Here is a 24,635-nt window from a genome sequence, read left to right on the forward strand (position 1 = left end):
AAGCGATATATCCAGAATCAGTCAGGAGGCGCTATCCCTCCCCACCCGGGTGGGGAATCCCGCGCCTTACGTTGAAACCTGAGCAAGGAAGAGGGCTGGCGAAGCTCCCTCGCAGCAGGGCAAGGGCTGGGAGCCAGTGGGATCCCAGTAGCCTCCTGGCGACCAAAGGCAAACTGTACAATAGCGGCAAAGTTCTTGCCCCCTGAGCGTCTCAGTGAACGGCGGCCAGCTTCCCTACGACATTCTCATCCTCTCCAACGGTCCCGGCGAGCTGCTTACCTGGGTGCGGCCAGTCGTCCTAGAATTGCGCCAGCAACTGCCCCAGGCCCGTCTTTCTCTGGTGCTCTCTCCTTGTCCGCACGCCTCTGGACAAGAGATGAAGATAGCGGAGGAATTTATCCGGGTCGATCGGGTGCAGGATCCGGATTTTTTTCTGGCTTTTCTGCTCACGGGTCAGACCGAAGAAGCCTGGGATTGGGCCAAGCGGGGGGTGGTGCTGTTTCTAGGAGGGGATCAGTTTTTTGCCGTCTGGATTGCCCGTCGTCTGCGCTACCGTCTGGTGGTGTATGCGGAGCATCAGCCCCGCTGGCGACCCTGGGTAGACGCTTTTGCTGTACGGACGGAGGAGATCAAACGCCGCTACAACGGGGGACGCTTCCTGGGCCACCGCTGGGCCCCCAAAATGCACGTGGTCGGGGATCTGATGGCCGATGGCGTGGCCAGTGCCGTCTACTTGCCGGGGATACCTCTTCCCGGCTGGCTTAGCAGCCAATCCCTTCCCACACAGGCTTCTGGCGCTGCTCCCAAACCGACGGCAGGCTTTTCCACCCTCCTCCAGCCCCTCCCCGATCCCATCGAGGAGCCGGAATCGGTGCGAACGGCACCGGAAAGGGTGGAATCCCGCTCTGCCGACGAAGCTTTGCTGCCGCGCAGCTGGCAACGTCTCAGCGATGGCAACCGCACCCACTACCAGGTGGGGCTGCTCCCCGGCTCCAAGCCGGCCAAACTCTCCCTGGGGGTGCCGCTGGTGCTGGCGGTGGCGGATGAGTTGCGCCAGTTGCTGCCCAACGTCCGCTTCGTCATCCCAGTGGCTCCCGGCCAGACGCCGCGATCGCTGGCGGCCTATGCCCATCCCAAGCTCAACCCCGATATGGCCGTGATTTACGGCACCTCGGCCACTCTGGAGCAAACCAATCTGGGATCCCACTTCGTCACCCCCTTTGGCACCACGGTACACCTGTGGACCAGCTTCCCCGCCTATTCGGTGCTGGCCAATTGCGACCTGTGTCTAACTACAGTCGGCGCCAACACTGCCGAGCTGGCTTACTTGGGGGTGCCAATGGTGGTGGCGATCCCCACCAACAAGCTGGAGGCGATGCGTGCCTGGGGTGGGATCCCTGGCCTGTTGGCTCGCCTGCCCGGTCTGGGCACCTGGCTGGCCCGCCTTATCAACAGAATTGCCCTGCGGTGGCTGGGTTACCTGGCTTGGCCAAACATCTGGGCAGGACGTGAGGTGGTGCCGGAGCTGCGAGGACACTTGCGCCCGGCCCAGGTAGCCGAACAGATGCGGGCCCTGTTGACTGATCCCGAGCGGCGTCAACAGATGCAGGCGGAATTGCGGCGTCTGGGGGGCAAGCCGGGTGCGGCTCAGGCCATCGTACAACTCGTGGCCCAGCAGTTGAGCAAAAGCTAGAGGAGGCGACCAATGCGCTCCCGCAGCTCGGCAGCGGCCTGCTCTAGGTGTTCGGGAGTATAGCCGGTGGTCTCTACCCTAACGGCAAGGTGGGTGTCCTGGCTTTCGTGGAGATGGATCCACAAAATGTGGCGGCCATCTGCGGTTTTGCGGTTGGCGGCCTTGATGCCGTTTTTGGGGGCAGCGTAGGCGCTTGGGTCGTAGCGAACCAGATCTACCCAAGGCAGCTCACGCAGGAGTTTTTCCACCTTGACCCAACTGCGAGGACGGTGATGGCTGCTGTCGCTGCGCAATTGGATGACCTGGGAGCGATCTCGACCAGAATCCGGCAAGCTTGCCCGCGGGATCCGCGGCTGAACTTGCGGCTGTAAGTAAGGCAAATACACCAAAGATTTGTATTGCTCGTGGATGTAGCAGACCGGGATCCCCAATTGGCTGCCCACCACGGCCATGACCATGGCCTGGGCTTTAAACCCACCGGTGGCGGCAAAGGTGACGATCCCCTTGGCGCTCTGGGCCAACTGTTGCAATAGCTTGGCCATCCGCTCCAGGGAGGATCCCTCTAGCTCGTAGTTGATGCCGGGGAGGGGCAGCAGGGAAACCTGTTGCTGGCCCAGCGCTTTTTCAAAAAAGAGCTGCAAAATCTGGGCACACTCCAGTCCTTCAGGGGTTTCGGAGTACAGCAAAATCAAGGCATCCTGCGGAGTGGGATCCAGCCGGTAGTAGGTGTTGGTTTCGGCGCTGATCAGTTCCAAGTCTGTTTTTTTCATCCAGGCCAAGGCCCGTTCTGGATCGCCGATGGTTTTTTGGCCGACCCAAGGGCGCTGCGGCTGCAGGTCTTTGTCCAGGTTGGTGAGCAAAGAGGTGCCCACCGTCATGATGATGGTCTGCATGAGTTCCCCGCCAACTTTTGAAGCAATAGACTATTAGGCTAGCCAAGCCCAGAAGCTCGGCCCATCTGCCCTTGCCAGTTCCTAGGAGGGTGGCGTTAGTGGACAGAAAAAGCCGTAGCCCTCAGCGCCGGCGGGAGTAGGGCCGAGGATAGGGCTGGCGCATCTGCCGAGCCAAGTACACCTGAAAGGTTTGGGCCACTGCCCCCGCCCGCCGCAGGGGAACCTCTGCCACTGGCTCAATTTGTTCAAAGTAGGTGCCATAGGCAGCTGGGATCCCTGCTCTTGGCTGAAACAGCTTGGAGGTAATCAGCAGGCCATCCTGCCCCAGCCAATCTTCAGGTTGCGACCAAAAGGCAAAGCCCCGCAGATCCTCATCCAGGCAGGTGAGGGGTTTCTCCGTCAGCGGCGCCAAGGCCATGCCAATCTGGCCGCCCAAAAAGTAAGCGTTAGTGAAAATGAAATCCGCCTCCGCCAGAGCCTGGGCTAAGCGGGGATCCGCCTGAAATTGCCGCCGCAACTGTTCGATGTCAATCAACTGAGTCGAGGGATCCCGTTCCACCGGCCACAGGCCCAGACCGCCAGGCGCTTGCAGCAGCCCGTAGCGCACATGGGCCAGCCCCACCCCCACCAACAGGCTCACCGCCACCGCCGTTCCTGCCAAGAGCCGCCTTGCCTCCGGCCACCTTTCCCAACGGGATCCCAAAAGCAAGCTCAGCACCCAGAACCCCGGCATCGGCCAGGTGGGCAAAATGGGCCGATAGCCCCCCATCAAGGTAAAAGCCAGCACCAGCGGCAGCCCACAGGCCAAGATCAAAAGATGCTTCAGCTCTCGATCCGTGAGGCGTCTTCCCTGAAAAAGCGCCAACCCCACCCGCCCGCCCTCAGCCAAGCTCAGCCCCAGCAAAGGGATCCCCAAGGTTGGGAAAAGATAAAAAATTTCCGCCAGCACCGTCAGCCCCAGATCCTGCAGGCGGTAGCCAGTCTCCGGCACCGCTCGCCCCCCCTGGAAGCGAAAGGAGACCCAATCCTGCTGGGCGTTCCAGATCAGCACCGGGCTGAAGGCCGCCAAGAACCCCAGCACTGCCAAGAGCGCCCATCCCGACCTGAGGGCGCAGCGGTGGGCTGAGCTGAGCAGACAAAAGAGCACCAGGCCAAACCCCACCGCCAGGCCGTGGTATTTGCCCAGGCAGGCCAGCCCCACCAATAGCCCCATCAGGGCTAGCCGCGGCCCCGGTCGGTAGCGAGCTGCCCCATAGGCTCCCAATTTCCCCTCCGCCAAGGGAGCTGGAAAAAACTCCTGGGCAGCCACCCACAGGGTTGCTGCCGTAAAAAGCATCAGCGGGCTATCCGGCAGGGTCAGCACCCCAAACCCAATCCAGAAAATGGGCGCGATGCTAATGGTTGCCAGAGTGATCAGCCCTGCCTGCACTGAAAAGAGCCGCACCGCTGTGAGGTAAAGCAATAGGGAAGAGCCGCTGTAAACCAGCAGGGATCCCAATCGAATTGAAAAAGCCGACACCCGCCCCGTCAGAAGAGATCCCAGGCCTGTGGTCCAGGCCACCAGCGGTGGATGGTCAAAATAGCTCCAGTCCAAATGGCGAGTGTAGAGGTAGTAGTAGGCCTCGTCAAAGCCCGGCGGCAACAGAGCCGCGACCCAGCAGCGCAGAAGCAGGCCCAACCCCAAAATCCACAGAGCAGCCCGCGGCAGCACAGGGGATCCCTTTGAGCGCGTGGACAGGTGTTATTGTCTCAGCTTTGGCCAACCTTGCCTCCCCTTGTTGGCTGGAAGGAGCTATCAGGATAGGTTGAGCCTAAGGCGTTGCCTCCGGCAGCTTGACCGGACACCCCAAAAGCTGGCCCCATTGCTCCGCTTCCGCCCTTGCCTTGCTATCATCAGAACCAAAACCCAGGTAGAATGAAGGCTTTCCCGATCGCAAGTGCACCTCTACATAAGCATTGCCAGCATCGCCACTGGAACCTCTTGACCTTGCAGACACAGAGGGATAGCTTGGCAGCCCCGTACTTTAGTGCAGAGCAGAAAAGCCCGTAAGCAACTTTAGTTGCCCATCAATGGTATAGCTGTTACTCGAAGTACCACTGAACCTTTTTGGAAGTAGGTTGGCGACAGCTTTTTACTCCCCTTCTGGGGAAGTATGCCCTCGCCTCCCACCTTTTCTCCCCAAGGAAAAGGGAGATTTGATGAGCGGGGACTTGAGACAATCCCAAGCTAAAAAATCCGGCGACCGAAACAGAGACCAAGGGAGGAACTCTATTGCGGCATTGGCCGGGATGCCTCGCCTGGGAAGGGATCCGCCGGAACCCTATTTGCCTCGCTGCAGAGGGGCTCGAGGCTGGCTCCCCAAGCTGCGCCCAAGAGCAAGGTTATCAACAGGTGAATGCGGCCATCCAAGATCACCACATCCAAAAGCCCCGCAGCAAAAAACGCCGTCAAGGCCAGTAAAACTCCCAAGAGGATCCCGTCTTGGGAGCAGCGCCAGGCTCCCCAGCTCCGCACCAAGATCCAGCCCCACAAGGCCAAATAGCCCAGCAGCAGAGGGATCCCGCCTTCTGCCGCTAGGTGCAAGTACAAGTTGTGGCAGTGGCCCAGCAGCTCCGGCGGATCCTGGGCGTTGTAGAGGGCAGGGAAGCTCTGCCAGCCCCAGCCCGTTAGGGGACGCTCCCGCACCATCTGCAGGGCAAAGCGCCAGGCATCCAGGCGGTTGGCCGTAGAGCTAAAGTAGGGGGCCTGGGGGTCAAAGGTGTCTGCCAACCGGCTCCAGATCAAGGAGGGCACAACCGCCCGCCAGCCGGGCCAATCCAAAGCCGCCGCCAAGCCGGCCAACCCCAAACTGGACAGGAGCAGGAGCCCCCACCAGCAGCGCCGCAGCGCCAGCCCAATGAGCAAAGCCAATCCCCCTGCCCCCCAGCCGTTGCGGGAGGCCGTCAGCAGCAACAGCAGGGATCCCAGCCCCAGCATTGCCGCCAGCCCTGCTCTGGTAAGGGGGGATGAGGCTACCCCCCACAGCCCCGCCGCCAAGCACAGGTGGATCACTAGGTAAATGGCCAGAATATTGGGGGAGGTGAAGGCCGCCGCCGGCCGCTCCCCGCCAGCCACTCCCGTAATCCAGAGCGGCCCCAAGAAGAGATGCCCCCGCCACCCCCACAGAACCTCTCCCCAGCCCAACAGCAGCATCAGTCCACTGCCTAGCACCAACACCTGCGCCAGGCGCCGGCGGCTGAGGGGATCCCTCAGTGCCCCAGCCAAGGCCGGCAGCATCAGCAGAAAAGGCCAGTAGTTAAACATCCCCAGCAAGCTCAGCCGCCAGTCTTCTGCCAGCAGCGCCGTTGTCACCGCAACCAGGCTCAGCAGGCCTGCCAAGCCCAACAGGGGATCCCGTCGGATCTGCTGCCAGGAGCGGCCATAGCTCTGCACCGTTCCCACCACCGCCAGCAGCAGACTGGGGGCCAGGTTTAGCGGGATCAGCGCTGCCGCTCCCAACAGCCAGCCCTGGGGCTGCGAAGGCCAGGGATGCGGCGGCAGGCCTTTAGAGGCAACTGAGGGAGAAAAATTACTCATCGTCGATGGGGATCCCCGGTCGTACCCGCCCCTGACCGAAGTAGCGGCCAAACTGCAGCTCGTACACCTCATCTTCATCCTGGGTTTCCACCCACAGCTCCGAGCGGGCATAGCCCACGCACAGCAGCCCGTAGCCCTGCTCCTTCAGCTCCCGGGAGATCCCCATCGCCTCCGGCTGGTAGAGGGATCCCTGCCGGATCCGCACCGCACAGGTGGTGCAGGCGCCGTTGCGACAGGCAAAGGGCAGTTGGATCCCTTGGGCTTCGGCAGCCTCCAGGATGTATTGGTCGGCAGGTACCTGGATGAGATAGTGGGTGTCTTTCTGGCGGTCGTGGATGTGAACCGGGTAGGAATGCATGGAGGAGAAGGGCCTTTGCCAAGATCAGGAGACTTCTCCATGATCCCATAGGATTTCAATGGAGTTAGGCTACTCCCCAGCTCGGTAGGATAAGCTGAAGGCAGGGCCCCAAGGAGAGCAGCCTATGCTAGAAACCCACAATTCCCCCCTACCCTCAGTGGAAAAACTGCCGGCCACCTTCTCAGCCGAAGTTTTCAACAAGCTCATGGAGAGCAATACCGAAACTCGCCCCTGGGGCAGCTTTACAGTGCTAGATGAGGGCCCTGGCTACAAGATCAAGCGGATTGTGGTGCTGCCCAAGCATCGCCTTAGCCTGCAGATGCACTACCACCGCAGCGAACACTGGATCGTTGTTGCTGGCACCGCCAAAGTTACCTGCGGCGATGAAGAGCGGCTGATCACCACCAACCAGTCCACCTACGTGCCCCCCTGCACCAAGCACCGCCTGGAAAACCCTGGCGTCATCCCCTTGGTGATCATCGAGGTGCAAAACGGCCAGTACCTGGGCGAAGACGACATCGTCCGCTTCAGCGACGACTACGCCCGCGCCAACGGTGGGCAACCGGCAAAAGCCTGAGCTTGGCATCCTTGGCCAGATAGCCTAGAACGGGAAAAAGATCATCAGCAGCAAGGCAGCAATCAAGCCCAGCGCCACCTGAACTGCCTGCCCAAAAGGAGGATGGCTGGTCACCACTTCGCCATAGCGGCTCTGGAAGCGGGACAGATCTAGGTAGGGAACTACCCCCCGCCGGAACCATCCCACCACCGCTCCTTCTTGGCCGATCAGCCTGCCTGCCCGGCTCTCCCCAAACAGGAAGTTGCCCAGCGGCCCAAACCGAGAAACATAGCGCAAGAAAATCATCCCCGTCTCATCCTGGAACTTGAGATCGGCGCCAAAGCGATAGCCTGGATCCCCTCGCCCAATCACCCGCCCCTGCAACTGCACCGGCAAGCCGCGCAAGGGGCTGGCATAGGGGTTGCTCATCGCCTTCAACACCGTCAACGCCGGCGGGTTTTCCAAGCTGGGGTACATCACCGTCATCTTCAGCAGTAGGCCCAAGCTGGCTCCCGCCACGGCCAGGCCGGCAAACATGCCGTAAGACCCTGCCTGCAGAGCGGGGATCCCGAGCACCATCCCCAAGATCGCCCCCAGCCACTCGGCGTTTAACAAAACCACGTCCAGAAGAAAATTGCCGTAGAGCTGCTGGCGGTTGAGCTGCTTGCCCTGGGCCACCACGCTGGCCATGTCGAACTCCACCGGCAGATCCAGTTGTTCGGCATAGGTGCCCAGCGCCCGCACCCGCTTGCCAGTGAGGGGATGGGTGGAGTTCAGCTCCATCCACCAGGCCCAAGGGTTAAACAGATCCCACAAAAACACCCTGCCCACCTGGCTGGGATCCGCAGCCATCCGGTAAGCTGTTCCCACCATCACCGCCGCCTTGGCATCGTAGATCCCCAAGGCCCGCGTCCCTTCCAGCAGGCGAGCACTGCGCTGTCGGGCTTCCTCATCCTGTTCCCGCTCCCCTTCTTGCACAATGCCAAAGGCTATTTTCACCAGAGCCCGCGAGAGGGCGTTGGGGTTGCCGGTGGTTTCGGCGGCAAAGTGATCGGCAAAGTACTCCCGCACCCGCGACAGATACAGCACCAAGTAGGAGCCAGCCACGTAGAAAAAGTAGGCGACCAGCGCCAAGGAACCTATGTTTTTGCCCCCTCTGCGATCCCGGCGCGTGTCGCGCAGGTAGACGTAGAGGAGGTAGAGGATCTGCACCAACGTGGAAGCCAGAGTCATGACCGCGAAATCCCAGTGGATCACATGCCCCAGCTCGTGGGCATAAACTGTAGCCACCTCCTCATCTTCCAAGTAGGTGAACAGGCCCTCGCTGACGACGATGCGGGCCGTATCCGGCAGGCTGCCATAGGTAAAGGCAGTGGGGTTTTGATCGCGGATCAGACCCAGCTTCGGCTGCTTCAGCTTGTACTGGCGGCAGACCCGTTCGATCACCTCCGCGCTTTCGGGGCTGCGACGCCCGATTTCTGCTAGGCTCACCCACTGGGTGCCGTAGAGGTTGTGCTGGATCCAGTCCATCAGCCAGGGGGACAAAAAGAAGATCAGGGCGTTGAAGGCCAGGGTGAGCAAAACAGCAAAAAGGAGAGAGCCAAAAGAGAACCCCCCTTCCAAGGTGCCGAAAACGGCCAGGGCCAGCACAAACACCATGCCAAACAATAAGCTCAGGGTTACGCCGGCGGCCAGAGTGAGGTTGCCGGCAAAGCTGGCCAAAACCAGCGAGACCCCTGTCTGAGGAGCGCGATACCGGCGGTGGGTCTGACCGGTTTTGAGATTGGAGGTGGCGGGATCCAACTCTGCTAAGGTGCGGCTGGGGTTGAAGCAATAGCGGCTCAGCCAAACGCTCAGCAGGCGCAGCTCATGGGGATTGAGGCTTTTCAGAGGTTCCAGCCACAGGGATGCTTCCACCGACAACGTCACCGTCGAGACGGCGCCGGGGTTGCGGAACAAGGGGGGCAGTAGGGGCAAAACCTCCTCTTTTTGCCCAGCCGTGAGGCTATGAAAACCCAAGACCGCCTGGCGCACCACGCTCGAAGGTTGAGGCAGGTCGGCAGTGAGCAACTGGCGGTCTTGGACAAAGCAGTAGCGGCTGAGATCTGGACTGTCGGCGGGATCCCTCCTGCCCGTCGCCACTTCCGGAGCCAGCCTCACCTGGGCCTTCCAGTCGGCCTGCTGCTGGCCGATGGGGCGGCTGTAGAGAGCCAAGCGCTTGACTTGAGGATAGCGGCTGGGAATTGCCTTCTGGAACCAGGCTGTCAGATGCTCATAGTTGAGGACAACATTGGCGGGCCGATTGAGCATGACCACCAAGGCGTAGTCCTCGGCATTGTCCTGGAGGGGCTGGACCTTCACCTGGATCCTCAGACGCAGGTTTGCCAGAGCTTGCTCTAGCCACTGCGCCACTTCCTGCTCGTTCATAGCCATCTCCCGAATTGGGTGGGATAAGCTCAGTTATTGCCTCAACTGCCAATGGCTTTCGACTTTACAGCGGCTATTCTGGCACTTTCCCTGCCAAGGGGATCCCCATCTCCCCACAAACCCAGTACAGCTCCGCTGCTGGGAGAACGCCCCGGGCAAGTATCTGTCCAGGAGCTGAGCTTCAGAAATTGTTTGGCTACAAGATCGAGCGCTGTCCCTCCGGGCTGATGCCGATGATGGTGAGCTGGCAATCCAGCACCTTAAAGCCGTACTTTTCAGCCACCTTCTGGCTGATATTCAGGATGGCGTTGTTTTTGAACTCGATGACTTTGTTGGTTTTAATGCAAACCAAATGGTGGTGGTGGTGGGGGGCAGGCTGGTTGATCTCATAATGTTTGTGGCCTTCGGTCAGTTCCAGCTCGCGCAAAATGCCCATGCGTGCCATCAGCTTGACAGTGCGATAGATGGTGGAAAGGCTGATGTTGTGGCCTTCTTCCCGCAACTTTTTGTGCAGCTCCTCAGCGCTTAGGTGAGTGCCCTCGGGTAGGTTCTGAAAGGTTTGCAAGATAATCTCCCGCTGCCGGGTGGCTCGCCAGCCTCTGGCGTTCAGCTCTGCTTTGAAAGCTTCTTCTGTGTAGACCATAATGCCGCCTCTCCACTTTTGGGAAACATCGCCGCAACAGTCAATAAGTTCTGCAATTGATAATAGCTTCATCCAAGATAGTGCCACCGACTTTCGGCTGCCAAAGGAATCCTGCCCGCCCTCTAGAGAGGCAACCCCGGCGTCCGGACTGCCAGAGGGTGCGGGAAACCGGATCCCGCCTCTATTGGAAATGAGCTAGCCTACAGGGTATGCCCAGGTGGTTCTATAGTTCGAGTGAGTCTGGGCTAACATACTCGGGAAAAGGCCCGCGGCATCCCGGCGGCGTTGGTCAGCGTAGTCAATACGGGAAGGGAAAACAAAGATGCGGTTTGAGCAGCCCAAAACCTATTCCATCTCTCTAGGTGGCTGGGGCTTCTGGCTGGGATCCCTGGCCTTGGCAGCTTTGCTGACCCGTGTCGGGCTGGGTTGGCTGGTTGCTGGGTTGGTGGCTCTGTTGCTGTTCTTGCTCTCTCTGCCGGTACTGGTGCTGCTGGCCTTTCGTTGGTGGGCACGCCGCTGGATTGCCACGGATCGCTGCCCGGTCTGTGGGTCGGAATCGCAGGCCATCGAGGGCAGCCGCTTCTTCTGCCCCAGTTGTGGCGAGCCCCTGTTTGTTGCCGATGGACATTTTTACCGGCAAACGCCCCCCGGCACCATCGACGTGGAACCTGTGGAAGAGAGCGGCTGGGAGCTGCCGAGCTGAGGGATCCGCTCCTGCGGTGGGTCGGCGTTTTTAGAGGGCCTTTTGGGTGAAAAGTGCTCTGCAATACTATTGCGAACGACAGCGGCGGGTCTGGCCGGGCTGGCGGTTGGTTGCGATCGGGGTGGGGATGCTCTCGGCAGCGCTCCTGCTGCTGAGCTCAGCTCATTTTTCCCAGGCGACGGCGCAGGGATCCCTGCAGCCCCAGGTGGAGGCGTACCTAGCCCGGTTGAGCGGTCGTGGCTTTGCTTCCGCGGCCCAGGGGGTTTGGCTACAGATGGGTGACCAAGTTTTGGGGCAACACCAGGGATCCAAGGCTCTGCCGGCAGCCTCTCTGACTAAGGTGGCCACTACCCTGGCTGCTCTGCAGCAGTTTGGATGGCAACACCGCTTCGTCACCACCTACTTGACAGCAGGTTCGCTGGGAACGGACGGAGTTTTGCAGGGCGATCTCTGGGTGCTGGGAGGGGAGGATCCCTTCTTTGTTTGGGAGGAAGCCTTCGCGGTGGGGAATGCCCTCAACGCCCAGGGGATCCGCCAGGTGCGCGGGGATCTGGTGGTGGCGGGCCGCTTTTACATGAACTTTTCCCAGGATGTGGCCCGCTCGGGAGCGCTGCTGCGGCAGGGGATGGATGCTCGCCTCTGGCCCTCGGAAGCCCAGGCGCAATTTCAAACTCTGCCCCCCGGCACGCCCAGGCCGCAGGTGGAGATTTTGGGGTCGGTGCGAGTTGCCCAGCAGATCCCCTCGGAGGCCCAGGTCTTGCTCAGACATGAATCGCCTCCTCTCCTTCATCTACTCAAGCTGATGAACCTCTACAGCAACAATGCCATGGCCGAGATGCTGGCGGAGGCGGTGGGGGGAGCGGCCCAGGTAGCCCAAAGGGCTCGGGCTGCAGCAGGGATCGCGGCAGAAGAGCTGCACCTGATCAACGGCTCAGGGTTGGGGGTGGAAAACCGCATCTCCCCGCGGGCCAATGTAGCTATGTTGCGGGCCATTCAATCGCTGCTGGAAGAGCACGGCTTGTCGCTAGCAGATGCCTTTGCCGTCGTCGGCCAGGATGTGGGGGTGTTGGAGCGGCGGCTGCTGCCGGGAGTGATGATCGCCAAGTCCGGCACCCTACCCAGCGTCAGCACCTTGGCGGGCGTGTTGCCAACTGAGCGGGGGGATATCTGGTTTGCTGTGATGAACAGCGGGGCCAACTTGGCCGACTTGCGCACCTCGCAGGGAGAATTCCTCAGCCAGCTCCAGTCCCAGTGGGGATCCCCCACCGCCTTGCCCGAGCGCTGGCTGCCTCGCTCCGTAGATACGGGATCCCGCACGGAGTCTAGCCCCCGCCTTTGATACGTCTCCTTTTGCCGTCCTGGGATAGGGGCTGGAAGGGGTTGCCTCAGCAGCAAAGTGCCTGGGGATGGGGAACCATCTCCAGCCGGTTTCGATCCAGCACTCTTCTGCGGAGAGCGTTTTGGCGATGGGGCGTACAGGAATCGAACCTGTGTAAGGCAAATTATGAGTTTGCTGCCTAAACCGCTCGGCCAACGCCCCTTCTTTCTCTACTTTAGCGCCCCTGTCTTTTCCAGAACCGGTGAAAAAAGCCCTGCTACAGGATAAGCTGCATGTCGGTGGTTAGCGGACAGCGGAGACCATGGCATCAGGGCGTTCTTGGCAGGGGCAACTGGCTTTAGGCTTGGGGCTGACAGCCCTATCCTTGGCTCTCTATTGGAGCTTTTTGGCCGTTGGGCAGCACTATCTCCACTGGAACGAAGCCACCGCTGTTGACTGGCAACCCACCAGTGAGAACCTGGCCCCGTCTCCTGCCCTGGAAGCGCAAACGGTGCCGTCCCTGTCTGAAGCCTCTTCTGCCGTCAACAACCTGCTAGAGCAATCCCCACTGCGGCTCTGGCTTGTTACCTTTATAACCGTGTTTGTGGCGGAGATGGGCGATAAGACTCAATTGGCCACCTTGCTCATGAGCGCCCAATCCAAGTCTCCCTGGGCAATTTTTTTCGGCTCTGCCAGCGCTCTGGTGACCGCCAGTTTGCTCAGCGTAGCCTTGGGGGGAGGACTGGGACAGGTGATCCCGGCAGACTGGCTACAATGGTTAGCGGGCAGCGGCTTCCTGGCAATCGGGAGCTATGTCCTCTGGCGGGAATGGCAAGGGAAGAGTGAGCCCTCTGAGGGAAGCGAGGGTGGCCTGCCAGGGAAAAGTTGAGAGCAACTTGGCTAGAGAGGCGTGTTGAGCCAGCACAGCAGTCAGATTTTCTCTTTCTTGAGACAGACCGCGGCGCGAGCTGCTCTGGTCAGCTTCGGCTCAATTTTGCTGGCCGAAATGGGCGATAAAACCCAGCTGGCCACCCTGCTCCTCAGCGCCCACTCGCAAAATCTTGGGGTGATCTTCTGCGGGGCTGCTGCTGCCCTGATCAGCACCAGCTTCATCGGGGTGTGGGCGGGAGCCTGGGTAGCGCGGGTCATCCCTCCCCGCTGGATCAAAACCTCGGCAGGCGTAGGGTTCCTCCTAATCGGCCTCTCCCTACTCTGGGGATCCCTGCCCATAGCCGGCTGAGCAAAGGCCTTCAGGATGGCTTCGGCAAAGCATGTTACGATTAAGGACACCTCGCACTCTACCGGAGTGCTTTACTTGATGCCGGACAACCGGTCAGGAAGACCAGCATGGCCAAAAAACGCAACCTGAAGCGGGAAAAAGCCGAGCGCAACCGCGAGTATGCCAAGCAGTTTCAGAAAAGTCGTGCTCGCAATAGCCGCCGCTTCCGTTCTGTCCCTCGTGATCAGGAGGCCAGCGCTGGCGAAGAACAGCAGCCGTGATGGCGAGTTTATCGAGAGGCTCTGTTGGCCAACACCCTAACCGGATCTAGCCCAGCAAAGCTGCTATTGTAGGCAGGGGTGGGCTGGAGCGGACAACCATGAAGTACCGACGTATTCTGCTGAAGCTGAGCGGTGAAGCCCTCATGGGGGAACGTCCCTACGGGATTGACCCCGAGGTCTTGCAGTCCATTGCCGGCGAAGTGGCCTCGGTGGTGCGGGCAGGCGTGCAGGTGGCGATCGTGGTGGGAGGGGGCAACATCTGGCGCGGGCGCAAGGAAGCGGCTGCCCAGGGGATGGATCAAGCTTCTGCTGACTACGTGGGGATGTTGGCCACCGTCATCAATGCCCTAACCCTGCAGGATGCCATCGAGCGAGCCGGGATCCCGACGCGGGTGCAGACGGCCATTGCCATGCAGGAGGTGGCAGAGCCTTACATTCGTCGCCGCGCCATTCGTCACCTGGAAAAAGGGCGGGTGGTGATCTTTGGGGCAGGATCCGGAAATCCCTTCTTTACCACCGACACGACTGCGGCCTTGCGGGCGGCGGAGATCGATGCCGAGGTGATTTTCAAGGCCACCAAGGTGGACGGAGTTTACGACGCGGATCCCAAGACCCATCCTCAGGCGCGCCGCTACGATGTTCTCAGCTACCAGGATGTGCTTACCCGCGATCTGCGGGTGATGGACAGCACCGCCATCGCCCTCTGCAAAGAAAATCAACTACCCATCGTGGTTTTCGACCTAACCACCCCCGGCAACATCTACCGGGTGGTGCAGGGTGAGCCCATCGGCACTTGGATTGGACAAACAACTCCCAAGAGCAATGGGATCCCTGCCCGCTTGGCCCAGGAGAGTGGATCCTAAGTGGAATAGGTCGAGGCTACACTGGGGGTGGCCTTGAGTGGCCGGTGACGGCCTGAGGATCTCTTCTGGCCACGCCAACCTGGCCAGAGGATGTGCTGACGCGATGTGGAGGGGAAGGCGATGACAGATCACCGCGATCCCGCCTCGCCCGAAGGCCTGATCGCCCAGAGTGCTCCGCCCTGCTGCCGCCAACGCTGGGGTCGCCGTCTGGTGCAAGGCTTAGCTTTCCTGGTGGCTTTGGCCGTCGGCTTTGGCTACTGGCGCTGGCAGACCTGGCTTCAGCCGGTGGGTGGCCCAGAGCCAATCCAGGTGGTGATCCAGCCGGGCAGCAGCAGCCGTTTAATCGGAAAACAACTGCACCAAGCGGGGGTGATCCGCTCTGCTTTGGCCTGGGAGCTGTGGAGCCGCACCTTTGGCCGCGACTGGCTGTTTCAGGCAGGTACCTACGCTTTGGATCCCAACCAAGACATGCTATCTGTAGCCCGACAACTGCGGCAGGGCCGGATTCTGCAGCGGCGGCTGACCATCCCAGAGGGCTGGCGGATCGAGCAGATGGCGGCGGCCTTAGCGGAGCGCAAGTGGATGCCAGCCGATGTTTTCATTGCCACAGCCCGTGTGATCCCACCCCTTGAGTGGCTGCCCCCCAGCTTGAACTCCCTGGAAGGCTACCTCTTCCCCGATACCTATCTTTTTCCTGTCGAACAGGTGGAGGGATCCCTGCCAGATCAGCAAAAAGCCGAGATTGTAATCAACGCTATGCTGCAGCGGTTTGCCGCTGTGGCCCTACCCCTGTTTCGCCAGCACACCACTTCCCTCTCCTTGCATGAGTGGGTTACCCTGGCCAGCATTGTGGAGCGGGAGGCCGCTGTGCCGGAGGAGCGCGCCTTAATCGCGGGTGTCTTCTTGAACCGGCTCAAGCAGGGAATGCCCCTGGGAGCCGATCCGACGGTGGAATATGCCTTGAATATCCGGCAAACTCCGGATCGCCGCCTCACCCTTGCCGAGGTGCGTACTCCCTCTCCCTACAACACCTACCTCAACCCCGGATTGCCCCCTGGCCCCATCGCCAGTCCGGGCTTGGCCAGCCTCAAAGCCGTTTTGGAGCCCGAGGAGACCGACTACCTCTACTTTGTGGCCCGCTACGACGGCACCCATGTTTTCAGCAAGACTCTAGCCGAGCACGAGGCAGCTCAACGACAAATCCTCCGCGAGCGGCAGGGATCCCCGCCCGGTCTTCAACCTAGTCTTTGATGAGGAGGTCAGGAGAATTGGCGCTTGGTGGTTGAAAAGCTTCCAAATGGTACACAAACCTTGGTTCAAGCTCCTGCAACCGGATGTGGTGGTGGCCGGCACTGTCTTGCGGCTGCGGGCAGAAGATCTGTTGGCCTGGCAGGTGAGGGGTGTCATCTTCGACGTGGACGACACGCTGGTGCCGATCCGCCAGGCGGAGGTGGATCCGGCTGTGGCCGCCTGGCTGGAGCAATTGCGCCCCCACTTTCAGATTTGGCTGGTGAGCAACAACCTCAACCGCAGCCGCATTCGCCAAATTGGTGAGAGCTTAAACCTGCCTTACATTCACGGCGCTGGCAAACCCTCGCGGCGCGCTCTGCGGCGGGCTGTGGCGCAAATGAACTTGCCGGTGGAGGCGGTAGCCATCGTGGGCGATCGCCTGTGGACAGATATCCTGGCGGGCAATCGGCTGGGCTTGGTTACCGTACTGGTCAACTCCCTCCTGCCCAAGACTCCGGAGAAGAGCCCTGCGGCCATTCTGGATCCCCGCTTTTGAGAGAGAGCCATGGCTACCTTGCAAGACGGGAAGGCTCGCGTTGTACCTGCCCTGCGTATGCGGGGGGAGTCGGAGGGAGGTCAGGGCCAATGGCAACGAGACTCTATTTGTATCCCCAGCTCCCCCCTTCCAGAGAGAGAAGAGTTGGGGCGAGAGCGCGAGGCATCGGAGAACCGTTGGGAAACTGTCTACTTAGGCTGCCGATCCGGTGGCGCTTCCGAAAGGAGGAGTCGCGGGAAATCTCGCCAAGTTGACCCATCTGCCACAGTTTTTTGTAGAGTGACGGCAGTGAGCCGGATCCGGCATTAGGCCCGCCGGGTGGCGGTGTAAGGGCAGCGTCAAATCCAAAGGTTAAGCATGCAAACCATCCCTATCGTCAAGTCCGCCATGCAACGGGTGAAGTCCATGATGCAAAAATCGCTGCGGTCTGTTTCCATCTCTCACCGTCCCAAGTCTCTGTTGATATCCCAGGGACGGAGTTTCATTAAGCTGAGCAGCCTGCTGGCCTTACCCTTGCTGGTCTCGGCATGGCCCGCTTGGGCCTTGACCTTAGTGGCCCGTCCGGATCTGCGCAGCCTCAAGCGGGCACAAGTCATTCGGGTGGTCGATTACAACACCCTGGTTGTCCAGCTCGAAGGGGACTTGAATTTGCGCCTGGTGCAACTGATCGGGATTGATCCTCTGCCGGCAGAGGTCAATCCTACGTGGACGGAGCTGCGCAGGCAAACCCCTCTGCCTATCTACAATGCCGGTCAATACCTGCAGACGGCTTTGCTGGGGCGCGAGGTGTTCTTGGAGTTGGATCCCGCTCTGGCGCCCACCCCCACCCTGCCTGCCTACGTTTGGCGGGCCAATACCCTCATCAACCAGGAGATGCTGTTTTTGGGGCATGGCCTACTGTCGCCGCAAACCAATGGCCTCAAGTACGGCGCTATTCTCAAAGAGGCAGCCAATGCGGCAAGGCAACAGGGGCGCGGCTATTGGACGCCCTATGGCCCTCGCTAGAGAGAAGCCAAAGATGAGTCCAGAGCCGCCTAGCCCTTGGGGATGGCTCTCGACTTCATCAAACAGTTTCGCTGCCATTTGGTAAGGGCTTGGGATCCGCGGTATGGGAAACGGCTCTTCGGGAGAGGCGCTCCGCCCCAGATTCCGTCTAAAAGGCGGGAGCGAGCCGTTCTCTCGAGATTGCTCACCTTTTGTATTTCCTTAGTATTTAGCCTGCTTATATATGATGATCTCAGGCGGGCTTTCGATCCTGGGCTGCCGAGTTCCCTAGGTTGGAAGGGATCCCGCTGGGTGATTTGGAGTTCCCTATGGCGGATGAACTGCCGTTTACCCTGGATCAGCTCCTCATCGTTCAGGCAATTGCGCAGCAGGGGAGTTTTCGGCGGGCTGCTGAGAGCCTGTTTGTCTCCCAGCCGGCGGTCAGCTTGCAGGTGCAGAACCTGGAGCGACAGTTGGGAGTGGTGTTGTTTGACCGTGGCGGGCGCAAGGTGGAACTGACCGATGCGGGGCAGGTGTTGCTGCACTACAGCGAGCGCATCCTCAAACTCTGCCGGGAAACGGTCCAAGCTCTGGCCAATTTGCAAGAGATGGGAGGGGGGCACTTGGTTTTGGGGGCCAGCCAAACGGTGGGCACCTACGTCATGCCCTCTTTGATCGCGCAGTATCACCGCAGCTATCCCCAGATTTCGGTGCAGCTCTTGGTGCAATCCACGCGGCGAATTGCCCAGAAGCTGGTGGAAGGTCGGCTGGATCTGGCCATTGTCGGCGGGGAGATCCCCTTTGACTTACAGCGGCATTTGAAGGTGATGGCTCTGGCGGAAGACGAATACGTGTTGGTCGGCGCCCCCGGCTTTGCCCTCGATGCTCCCGCCCTTGTGGATCTGTTGACTTTGCCCTTCATTACCCTGGATCCCCAGTCTTCCACGCGGCAGACCATCGACCGGGTGTTGAATCGCCACGGCATCAACCCGGGCCAGCTAAACGTACGGCTGGAACTCAGCTCGATTGAGGCGATCAAGAATGCCGTCCAGGCTGGCTTGGGGGTGGCTTTTTTGTCGATGGTGGCAGTGGGCTCCGACTTGGAGCAAGGGCGGCTGAAAAAACTGGCGGTGGAAGGGCTGCAGATACGGCGCACCCTTTGGCTGGCGTTTAACCCGGAGCGCTACCAATCGCAGGCGGCCACCCGCTTTCGCCAGGGGCTGCTGAGCTGCCAAGACTGGCTGAAAACTCCCCCTCCCCACTTACAGTTGATCGCTTGAATGGCAGCTTTTTCCGACCAGATCGGAGAGAGCGGAGGGGATCCCTTGGGAGTGGAAAAAGCTGTGTTCATCGACTAGGGAGCTGATGAGGGAGCAAGAACTGTTGGAACGACTGCCTTTGGCGCAGCGTCTGGCGGAGTTGAGGGCCCGCATTCAAGAGATCCCGCTGCAGAGGGTGCAGTTGGAGGGATTAACTCTGGCGGGAGCAGAGTCCTGCTGGGCCGCCTATCGGGAGCTGGGGCAAGGCGAGATGCCGCTGCTGTTTTTGCACGGCTTCATGGCCACTCACGCCAATTGGTGGCCGCTGATGCAAGGGTTGGGCGACCGATACCGCTGCATCGCCCTAGATTTGCTGGGGTTTGGTCAGTCCAGCCAACCGGCTCTGCGCTACGACATCGCCGTGGAAGTAGAGTTTGTGCGCAGGTTTGTCGAGGCGCTGCGCCTGTCTGAGCCGGTGTTGGTGGGCCACTCTTTTGGCGGCTGGGTGGCGGCAGCCTACGCCATTCGTTACCCCCTGCGGGGGTTGGTCTTACTGGCGCCTGCCGGGATCCGCGACGACAGCTTTGTCAAACGCTACCGGCACATGCGGCTTTTGCTCCGGGAAGGCGCGTGGGTTGATAGGCTGCTGCGAGCCGCCATCCCCCTGGCCCGCTGGGGACGTTGGGAGGAGCGACTGGCTTGGCTCCTGTGGCTGCGGGGATCCCTGCGCCAGCAGCCGGTGGCCCGACAATTTCTCCGCCAGCGCCTGCGCCCCCAAGATGCCGTTGATACCGTTGAGCGTGACTTACACTCCATTCAGGCCCCCACCCTGGTGATCGCTGCCGAGCAGGACGACACTATCCCCCTCTGGCATTGCCAGACCTATGCAGCAGGGATCCCTGGAGCACAGCTCAAGATCTTGCCAGGAGCTGGACACGCTATCCCTGCCCTGCATGCAGAGCAAGTGCTGCCCCTGATACGGGAGTTTCTGGAGAGCTTGCGCCCAAAGCCGGACTAAGGGATCCCGACCTCTCCTTAGTTCTAAGCAAGCACCCACCCCGGTGAAAGACCCGGACAGTGCTGTCAGTCAACAAGTAAGCGGAACCTTGAGACTGGGTTCCAAGGAACTGTCTAGGGGCGTCTTGACAGCGCCTTTGCGAGTCCATCTGTGGATTGCGCAAGAATCTCCCGACTTTAGTCGGGGGAGTGTCAATGCCCTCATGCCAAGCCTCTTAGCCCGGCAACAGAGAACTGCCTCAACATCGGGGCTGTCTCGGCCCAGGCGGTCATAGCCCTAGCCCCTCTGCCAGAGGGGGAGGGGAGCGGCAGGCAGTATACAGTTTTGCTGCATCTTGCCTAACCAGCGAGCTATAGACTGGGAAGGAGGTAGGCTGGCAGCGCGACTGCTTTTTCCGGCAAATACCTGGGAGGGCAGGAAGGAGAGTGGCGAAGATACCCATCTGGCTACAGGGAGTGAGCTATGCCATCTATGGCTTTCTCTACCTGCCGATTCTGTTGATCGTCGTCTACTCGTTTAACCGCGCCCGCTTTGGCCTGGCGTGGACGGGTTTTACCTTCGATTGGTACTTGGCTCTCTTTCGCAATGCGGCAGTTTGGCAGGCAACCCAAAATACGTTCCTCTTGGCCTTGGTCAGCACCCTGGTGAGCACGGTGCTGGGATCCCTCTTGGGCTATGGCCTCTACCGCTACCGTTTCCCCGGCCAAAAGATTGTGCAGGGGTTGCTGCTGTTGCCGGTCACTGTCCCGGATATTGTGATGGCGATTACGCTGCTGCTGTTTTACCAGTTTGTGCGCGCCTACACCGGCTGGTTTGAGCTGGGCTTGGGAACGATGATCCTGGCCCACATCACCTTTCAGATTGCCTTTGTGGCCATCGTGGTGCGCAGCCGCCTGCAGCTTTTGGATCCCGCTTTGGAGGAAGCCGCCTACGACCTTTACGCCAACACCTGGCAGAAGCTGCGCTATGTAACCTTGCCCCTGGCCAGGCCGGGGATCCTGGCCGCGGCGCTGCTGGCCTTTACCCTCTCCATCGATGACTTTGTCATCTCCTTTTTCACCAGCGGGCCGGAAAGCCAGACCCTGCCCATCCTCATCTACAGCACGGCGCGGCGGGGGGTGACGCCGGAGATCAACGCCCTCTCCACCGTGATCATCCTGGCTACCTTGGTCGTGGTGATGGGGTTTCCCCTGCTCAGCCGCTCCCGCTAGCCCCCCTCTCCCTCAGGGAGAGGGGCTGGGGTGAGGGATCAAGTATTGAAATAGCGGGCCGCCGGGTGGTAGGCGACGATGGCGGTGGTGGACTGTTCCGGATCCAACTGGTCGCTGTCGTCCATGGTCAGGCCGATGCGCTCGGCCCGGAGCAGCTCCAACAAAACCCGCTGATCGGCAATGTTGGGGCAGGCAGGATAGCCGAAGCTGTAGCGGGAGCCGCGGTAGCCCTGGTGCAGGATCTGGCGGATGTCAGGGCTGTCCTCGCCGCCAAAGCCCAGCTCCCGTCGGATGCGGGCGTGGCACCACTCTGCTAAGGCTTCTGCCAGGGTGACGGCCAGGCCGTGGAAGTAGAGGTAGTCAGTGTACTGGCCTTCGGCAAACAGGCGCTGGGCGTAGGCCGTAGCCTCTGGCCCCACTGTAACTGCCTGCATGGGGAAAACGTCCACCAGGTCGGTGGAGCGATCGGCGAAGAAGTCGGCAATGCAGAGGCGCTGGCCGGTTTTTTGGCGGGGGAAGGTGAAGCGGGCCAGCTCCCGCACCTGGGGAGAAAGCTGGGGGCGCTCGACGGTGGGCAGTTGGAAGTAGGTGGTGGAGCCGGGCTCTAGAGCAAACAGCTCGGGGAAGCTGGCCGGGTCGAAGAGGATTAACGTATTCCCTTGCGCCTGCGCCGGGAAGTAGCCATAGACCACCTGCGGGTGCAGCAGGTCTTCGCTCAGGATCCGCTCCTTCCAACGCTCGATCACCGGCTCCACCTGGGTGGCGAGAAACTGGGCAAACTCCTCCGCCGACTGGTCGCGCGGCTTGCGGATCTGCCACTGGCCGGCCACCAGGGCCTGTTTGTCGATATAGAAGAAGACTTCCGGCCAGGGGATCTGATCTGAGGCGAGAACTTTGGACCCCCAGAAGGGGGGGATGGGTCGCTCGGTATCCAGGGCAACGGCCTCGGAACGACGGGTGTCTGCCCCGCCGTCACCAGCCGAGACCGCAAGGGCAGGAGCAGCGCCCACGGTCACCTCTGGAGCCGGCAAGGTGGGATCCGCTGGATCCGCAGCAGCCTCCTTCTGGCCGTTGACTCGCTGCTCCAAGTCATCCAGAAAACCCAGCCGGTCATCCCAGCGCCCGGCAGCCTTGGCCTGCATCAGCCGATCCATAAAGTGCAGGTCGGTAAAGGCGTCGCGGCCATAGATGACTTGGCCCTTGTAGGTCTGGCGGCAGTCTTCTTCCACAAAGCGGCGGGTAAGGGCCGCCCCCCCTAGGATCACAGGCACGGCGATGCCCCGCTCGTTAAACACCTCCAGATTTTCTTTCATAAACGCAGTGGATTTCACCAACAGGCCGCTCATGGCAATGCAGTCGGGCTTGTACTTTTCATAAGCCTCGATGATGTTTTCCACCGGCTGCTTGATGCCCAAATTGATGACCTTGTAGCCGTTGTTGGTGAGGATGATGTCCACCAGGTTTTTGCCGATGTCGTGGACATCTCCCTTGACGGTGGCGATCAAGAAGGTGCCCTTGCACACCCCCCCGCCCACCTTTTCCATGAAGGGCTCTAGGTATTTCACCGCCGCCTTCATGGTTTCTGCCGACTGCAGCACAAAAGGCAGTTGCATTTTGCCGGCGCCAAAAAGCTCCCCCACCTCCTTCATGCCGTCCAGTAAAAAGGTATTGATGATCTCCAGGGGGGAGTATTTCTGCAGCGCCTCCGCCAGGGTCTCCTCCAGGCCGATGCGCTCCCCGTCGATGATGTGCCGCCGCAGCCGCTCTTCCAGCGGCAGCTTGGCCAGGGATCCGGCAGCGCGCAGCTCCTGGCTGGAAACCCCTGCAAACAGCTCCGTCAGCCGCGCCAGGGGATCGTAGGTGCAGATACCCTCAGCGTTAAACTGCCGCCGATCCCAAATGAGATCCCGGCACACCTGCTGCTGCTCCTCCGGGATCTTGCTTAGGGGCAGGATCTTGGCGGCGCTAACGATGGCAGCATCCAGCCCGGCCTGGCGGCACTCGTGCAAAAACACTGAGTTCAAGACCACGCGGGCTGCTGGCGAGAGCCCAAAGGAGATGTTGGAGATGCCCAAGAGGATGTGGGCTTCAGGAAAAGCCTGACGGATGCGGCGAATGGCCTCCAGGGTAGCTGCTCCGTTGGCGCGGTCTTCCTCAATGCCGGTGGAAATGGGCAAGGCCAGCGGGTCAAAGAAAATCTCGTAGGGCGGGATCCCGGACTCAAGCGCCTGGCGATAGGCCCGCTCGGCAATCTGGAACTTCTTCTCGGCAGTGCGGGCCATGCCCTCCTCGTCGATGGTGCCGATGACCACCCCCGCGCCGTAGGTCTTGGCCAGCTCCAGCACCTTCAGGAAGCGCTCTTCCCCATCCTCGTAGTTGGTGGAGTTGAGCAGGCACTTGCCCCCGGCCACCTTGAGGCCGGCCTCCATCTTCTGCCAGTCGGTGGAATCCAGCATCAGGGGAAGTGGGATCTGGGTCACCAGCCGCGAGACCAGCTCCCGCATATCCCGCACCCCATCCCGGCCCACGTAGTCCACGTTCACGTCGAGGATGTGGGCTCCCTCCCGCACCTGCTCCCGCGCCAGGGCCACCAGGCCGTCCCAATCTTCAGCGTTGAGCAGCTCCCGCATCTTCTTGGAGCCGCTGGCATTGAGCCGCTCGCCGATGATTAAGAACGAGTTGTCCTGGAGGTAGGGCTGGGGCGAGTAGATCGAGGCGGCAGCCTGGATGCGCTCGACGGAACGACGTTTGGGCCGCAACCCCTGAACGGCTGTCACCAAAGCAGCAATGTGCTCCGGGCGGGTGCCGCAGCAGCCCCCCACCACCGCCACCCCCAGATCCCGCACAAAGTGCTCCAGGTGAAAGCGCAACTGCTCCGGCGTCAGCTTGTAGTGGGCCTTGCCGCCGATGTTTTCCGGCAGGCCAGCGTTGGGGATGCAGGAGATGGGAAAGGGGGAATGGCGGGAGAGGTAGCGGATGTGCTCGGCCATTCTGTCCGGCCCGGTGGCGCAGTTGAGGCCCAGCACATCGATGGGGTAGGGCTCCAGGATGGCCAGCGCTGCCCCAATCTCGGTGCCCACCAGCATCGTCCCCTGTACCTCAAAGGTCAGGGACACCACCACCGGCAGGCGGATCCCACGGCGGGCCAACTCCTGCTGCACGGCCACCAGCGCCGCCTTGGTCTGCAGAATGTCCTGACAGGTCTCGATGATGAGCAGATCCGCCCCGCCGTCGAGGAGCCCCCGAACTTGCTCCTCATAGGCAGCCCGCATCTCGTCAAAGCCGATGTGCCCCAGGGTGGGCAGCTTGGTGGTGGGGCCGATGGAGCCGGCCACAAAACGAGGCTTTTCCGGCGTTGAGAACTCGGCTGCCACCCGCTTGGCCAGCCGCGCCGCTGCCACGTTGAGCTCGTAGGCTTTTTCCGGGATCCCGTACTCGGCCAAGACAATCGAGGTGGCGCCAAAGGTATTGGTCTCGATGACGTCGGCCCCCACCTCTAGAAAACCCCGGTGAACCTGCGCCACCGCCTCCGGCTTGCTCAGCACCAGGATCTCGTTGCAGCCTTCCAGCTCCGGCCCACCAAAATCGGCTGCCGTCAGGTTCTGGGCTTGCAGAGAGGATCCCATTGCCCCGTCGAAGACAATCACGCGTTCCTGGAGATGCTGCAGGAAGGGGTGGGTCATAGGCGTCGCGGCTCAGGCAGGGATGGGTTCAGAGCTGCTAAAGAAAGCTGGATTTAAGTTAGCATTGAGTCAATTCCCCGGACTAGGCCAAGGCAGGGATCCCCTAGACCAGGATCTCAAGGCTGGGAAGGAATGGGGTAAAGTTGAGATTTTCTTCGTCTGC

The 24,635-nt window shown here is 60.8% G+C and carries 21 protein-coding genes and 1 tRNA gene; 14 read left to right on the top strand and 8 right to left on the bottom strand.

Annotated features, from left to right (window positions below; translation table 11 throughout):
* Positions 1 to 214: 214 nt before the first annotated feature.
* Positions 215 to 1,693, top strand: a complete 1,479-nt coding sequence (locus NW845_RS05110) for a hypothetical protein (RefSeq protein WP_414377248.1) — start codon at positions 215 to 217, stop codon at positions 1,691 to 1,693.
* Here NW845_RS05110 and NW845_RS05115 read toward each other — a convergent pair.
* The 4 genes from NW845_RS05115 to NW845_RS05130 all read right to left on the bottom strand — a co-directional run bounded on the left by NW845_RS05115 (position 1,690) and on the right by NW845_RS05130 (position 6,521).
* Complete coding sequence (locus NW845_RS05115) at positions 1,690 to 2,586, bottom strand: putative CRISPR-associated protein (protein ID WP_414377250.1); 897 nt, start codon at positions 2,584 to 2,586, stop codon at positions 1,690 to 1,692. The genes NW845_RS05110 and NW845_RS05115 overlap by 4 nt on opposite strands.
* A 121-nt stretch (positions 2,587 to 2,707) precedes the next feature.
* Positions 2,708 to 4,297, bottom strand: a complete 1,590-nt coding sequence (locus NW845_RS05120; RefSeq protein WP_414377252.1) for an ArnT family glycosyltransferase — start codon at positions 4,295 to 4,297, stop codon at positions 2,708 to 2,710.
* A 558-nt stretch (positions 4,298 to 4,855) separates the two neighbouring features.
* Positions 4,856 to 6,163 (bottom strand): O-antigen ligase family protein, encoded by a 1,308-nt coding sequence (locus NW845_RS05125; RefSeq protein ID WP_414365543.1) that lies wholly within the window; start codon positions 6,161 to 6,163, stop codon positions 4,856 to 4,858.
* Complete coding sequence (locus NW845_RS05130) at positions 6,156 to 6,521, bottom strand: 2Fe-2S iron-sulfur cluster-binding protein (protein WP_414365542.1); 366 nt, start codon at positions 6,519 to 6,521, stop codon at positions 6,156 to 6,158. The genes NW845_RS05125 and NW845_RS05130 overlap by 8 nt, the downstream gene beginning before the upstream one ends.
* 205 nt (positions 6,522 to 6,726) lie before the next feature.
* On the opposite strand from NW845_RS05130, the gene NW845_RS05135 reads away from it, so the two are divergent.
* Positions 6,727 to 7,098, top strand: coding sequence for a phosphomannose isomerase type II C-terminal cupin domain (locus NW845_RS05135; RefSeq protein WP_414365547.1), 372 nt, complete (start codon positions 6,727 to 6,729; stop codon positions 7,096 to 7,098).
* Between the two features lie 24 nt (positions 7,099 to 7,122).
* On the opposite strand, the gene NW845_RS05140 is transcribed toward NW845_RS05135, so the two are convergent.
* Positions 7,123 to 9,504 carry a M48 family metalloprotease gene (locus tag NW845_RS05140; protein WP_414377255.1) on the bottom strand — a complete coding sequence of 794 codons (2,382 nt, stop codon included), beginning with the start codon at positions 9,502 to 9,504 and terminating at the stop codon, positions 7,123 to 7,125.
* A gap of 196 nt (positions 9,505 to 9,700) precedes the next feature.
* Complete coding sequence (locus tag NW845_RS05145; protein ID WP_414365540.1) at positions 9,701 to 10,147, bottom strand: Fur family transcriptional regulator; 447 nt, start codon at positions 10,145 to 10,147, stop codon at positions 9,701 to 9,703.
* 322 nt (positions 10,148 to 10,469) lie between these two features.
* Here NW845_RS05145 and NW845_RS05150 point away from each other — a divergent pair, with 322 nt between their 5' ends.
* A complete protein-coding gene (locus NW845_RS05150) occupies positions 10,470 to 10,850 on the top strand; it encodes a hypothetical protein (RefSeq protein WP_414372398.1) in 381 nt (126 codons plus the stop codon).
* Positions 10,851 to 10,896: 46 nt separating this feature from the next.
* Positions 10,897 to 12,189 carry a D-alanyl-D-alanine carboxypeptidase gene (locus NW845_RS05155; protein WP_414377258.1) on the top strand — a complete coding sequence of 431 codons (1,293 nt, stop codon included), beginning with the start codon at positions 10,897 to 10,899 and terminating at the stop codon, positions 12,187 to 12,189.
* A gap of 128 nt (positions 12,190 to 12,317) precedes the next feature.
* Here the strand turns inward: NW845_RS05155 and NW845_RS05160 are convergent.
* Positions 12,318 to 12,390: transfer RNA gene (locus NW845_RS05160), tRNA-Ile, on the bottom strand.
* A gap of 100 nt (positions 12,391 to 12,490) precedes the next feature.
* Between NW845_RS05160 and NW845_RS05165 the strand changes: the two genes are divergently transcribed.
* The 10 genes from NW845_RS05165 to NW845_RS05210 all read left to right on the top strand — a co-directional run bounded on the left by NW845_RS05165 (position 12,491) and on the right by NW845_RS05210 (position 20,789).
* Entirely contained in the window at positions 12,491 to 13,057 is a 567-nt protein-coding gene (locus tag NW845_RS05165; RefSeq protein WP_414372394.1) for a TMEM165/GDT1 family protein, read from the top strand.
* Between the two features lie 24 nt (positions 13,058 to 13,081).
* Entirely contained in the window at positions 13,082 to 13,408 is a 327-nt protein-coding gene (locus NW845_RS05170; RefSeq protein ID WP_414377260.1) for a TMEM165/GDT1 family protein, read from the top strand.
* Between the two features lie 107 nt (positions 13,409 to 13,515).
* Positions 13,516 to 13,668, top strand: a complete 153-nt coding sequence (locus tag NW845_RS05175) for a hypothetical protein (protein WP_011431218.1) — start codon at positions 13,516 to 13,518, stop codon at positions 13,666 to 13,668.
* Positions 13,669 to 13,766: 98 nt separating this feature from the next.
* Entirely contained in the window at positions 13,767 to 14,531 is a 765-nt protein-coding gene (pyrH, locus tag NW845_RS05180; RefSeq protein ID WP_414372388.1) for a UMP kinase, read from the top strand.
* A gap of 120 nt (positions 14,532 to 14,651) precedes the next feature.
* The gene (mltG, locus tag NW845_RS05185; RefSeq protein WP_414365533.1) at positions 14,652 to 15,782 is read left to right on the top strand and encodes an endolytic transglycosylase MltG; all 1,131 of its coding nucleotides are present in this window, start codon (positions 14,652 to 14,654) and stop codon (positions 15,780 to 15,782) included.
* A 46-nt stretch (positions 15,783 to 15,828) separates the two neighbouring features.
* The gene (locus NW845_RS05190; RefSeq protein WP_414365531.1) at positions 15,829 to 16,317 is read left to right on the top strand and encodes a YqeG family HAD IIIA-type phosphatase; all 489 of its coding nucleotides are present in this window, start codon (positions 15,829 to 15,831) and stop codon (positions 16,315 to 16,317) included.
* 357 nt (positions 16,318 to 16,674) lie between these two features.
* A complete protein-coding gene (locus tag NW845_RS05195; protein ID WP_414365530.1) occupies positions 16,675 to 17,322 on the top strand; it encodes a thermonuclease family protein in 648 nt (215 codons plus the stop codon).
* 308 nt (positions 17,323 to 17,630) lie between these two features.
* Positions 17,631 to 18,581 carry a LysR substrate-binding domain-containing protein gene (locus NW845_RS05200; RefSeq protein ID WP_414365528.1) on the top strand — a complete coding sequence of 317 codons (951 nt, stop codon included), beginning with the start codon at positions 17,631 to 17,633 and terminating at the stop codon, positions 18,579 to 18,581.
* Positions 18,582 to 18,666: 85 nt separating this feature from the next.
* A complete protein-coding gene (locus tag NW845_RS05205; RefSeq protein ID WP_414365526.1) occupies positions 18,667 to 19,578 on the top strand; it encodes an alpha/beta fold hydrolase in 912 nt (303 codons plus the stop codon).
* 425 nt (positions 19,579 to 20,003) lie between these two features.
* The gene (locus NW845_RS05210) at positions 20,004 to 20,789 is read left to right on the top strand and encodes an ABC transporter permease (protein ID WP_414365675.1); all 786 of its coding nucleotides are present in this window, start codon (positions 20,004 to 20,006) and stop codon (positions 20,787 to 20,789) included.
* Positions 20,790 to 20,827: 38 nt separating this feature from the next.
* Here NW845_RS05210 and metH read toward each other — a convergent pair whose 3' ends face one another.
* A complete protein-coding gene (metH, locus tag NW845_RS05215) occupies positions 20,828 to 24,472 on the bottom strand; it encodes a methionine synthase (RefSeq protein ID WP_414377262.1) in 3,645 nt (1,214 codons plus the stop codon).
* Between the last annotated feature and the right edge of the window lie 163 nt (positions 24,473 to 24,635).

The sequence above is a fragment of the Synechococcus sp. H60.2 genome, from assembly GCF_047462315.1.
Lineage (GTDB): Bacteria > Cyanobacteriota > Cyanobacteriia > Thermostichales > Thermostichaceae > Thermostichus.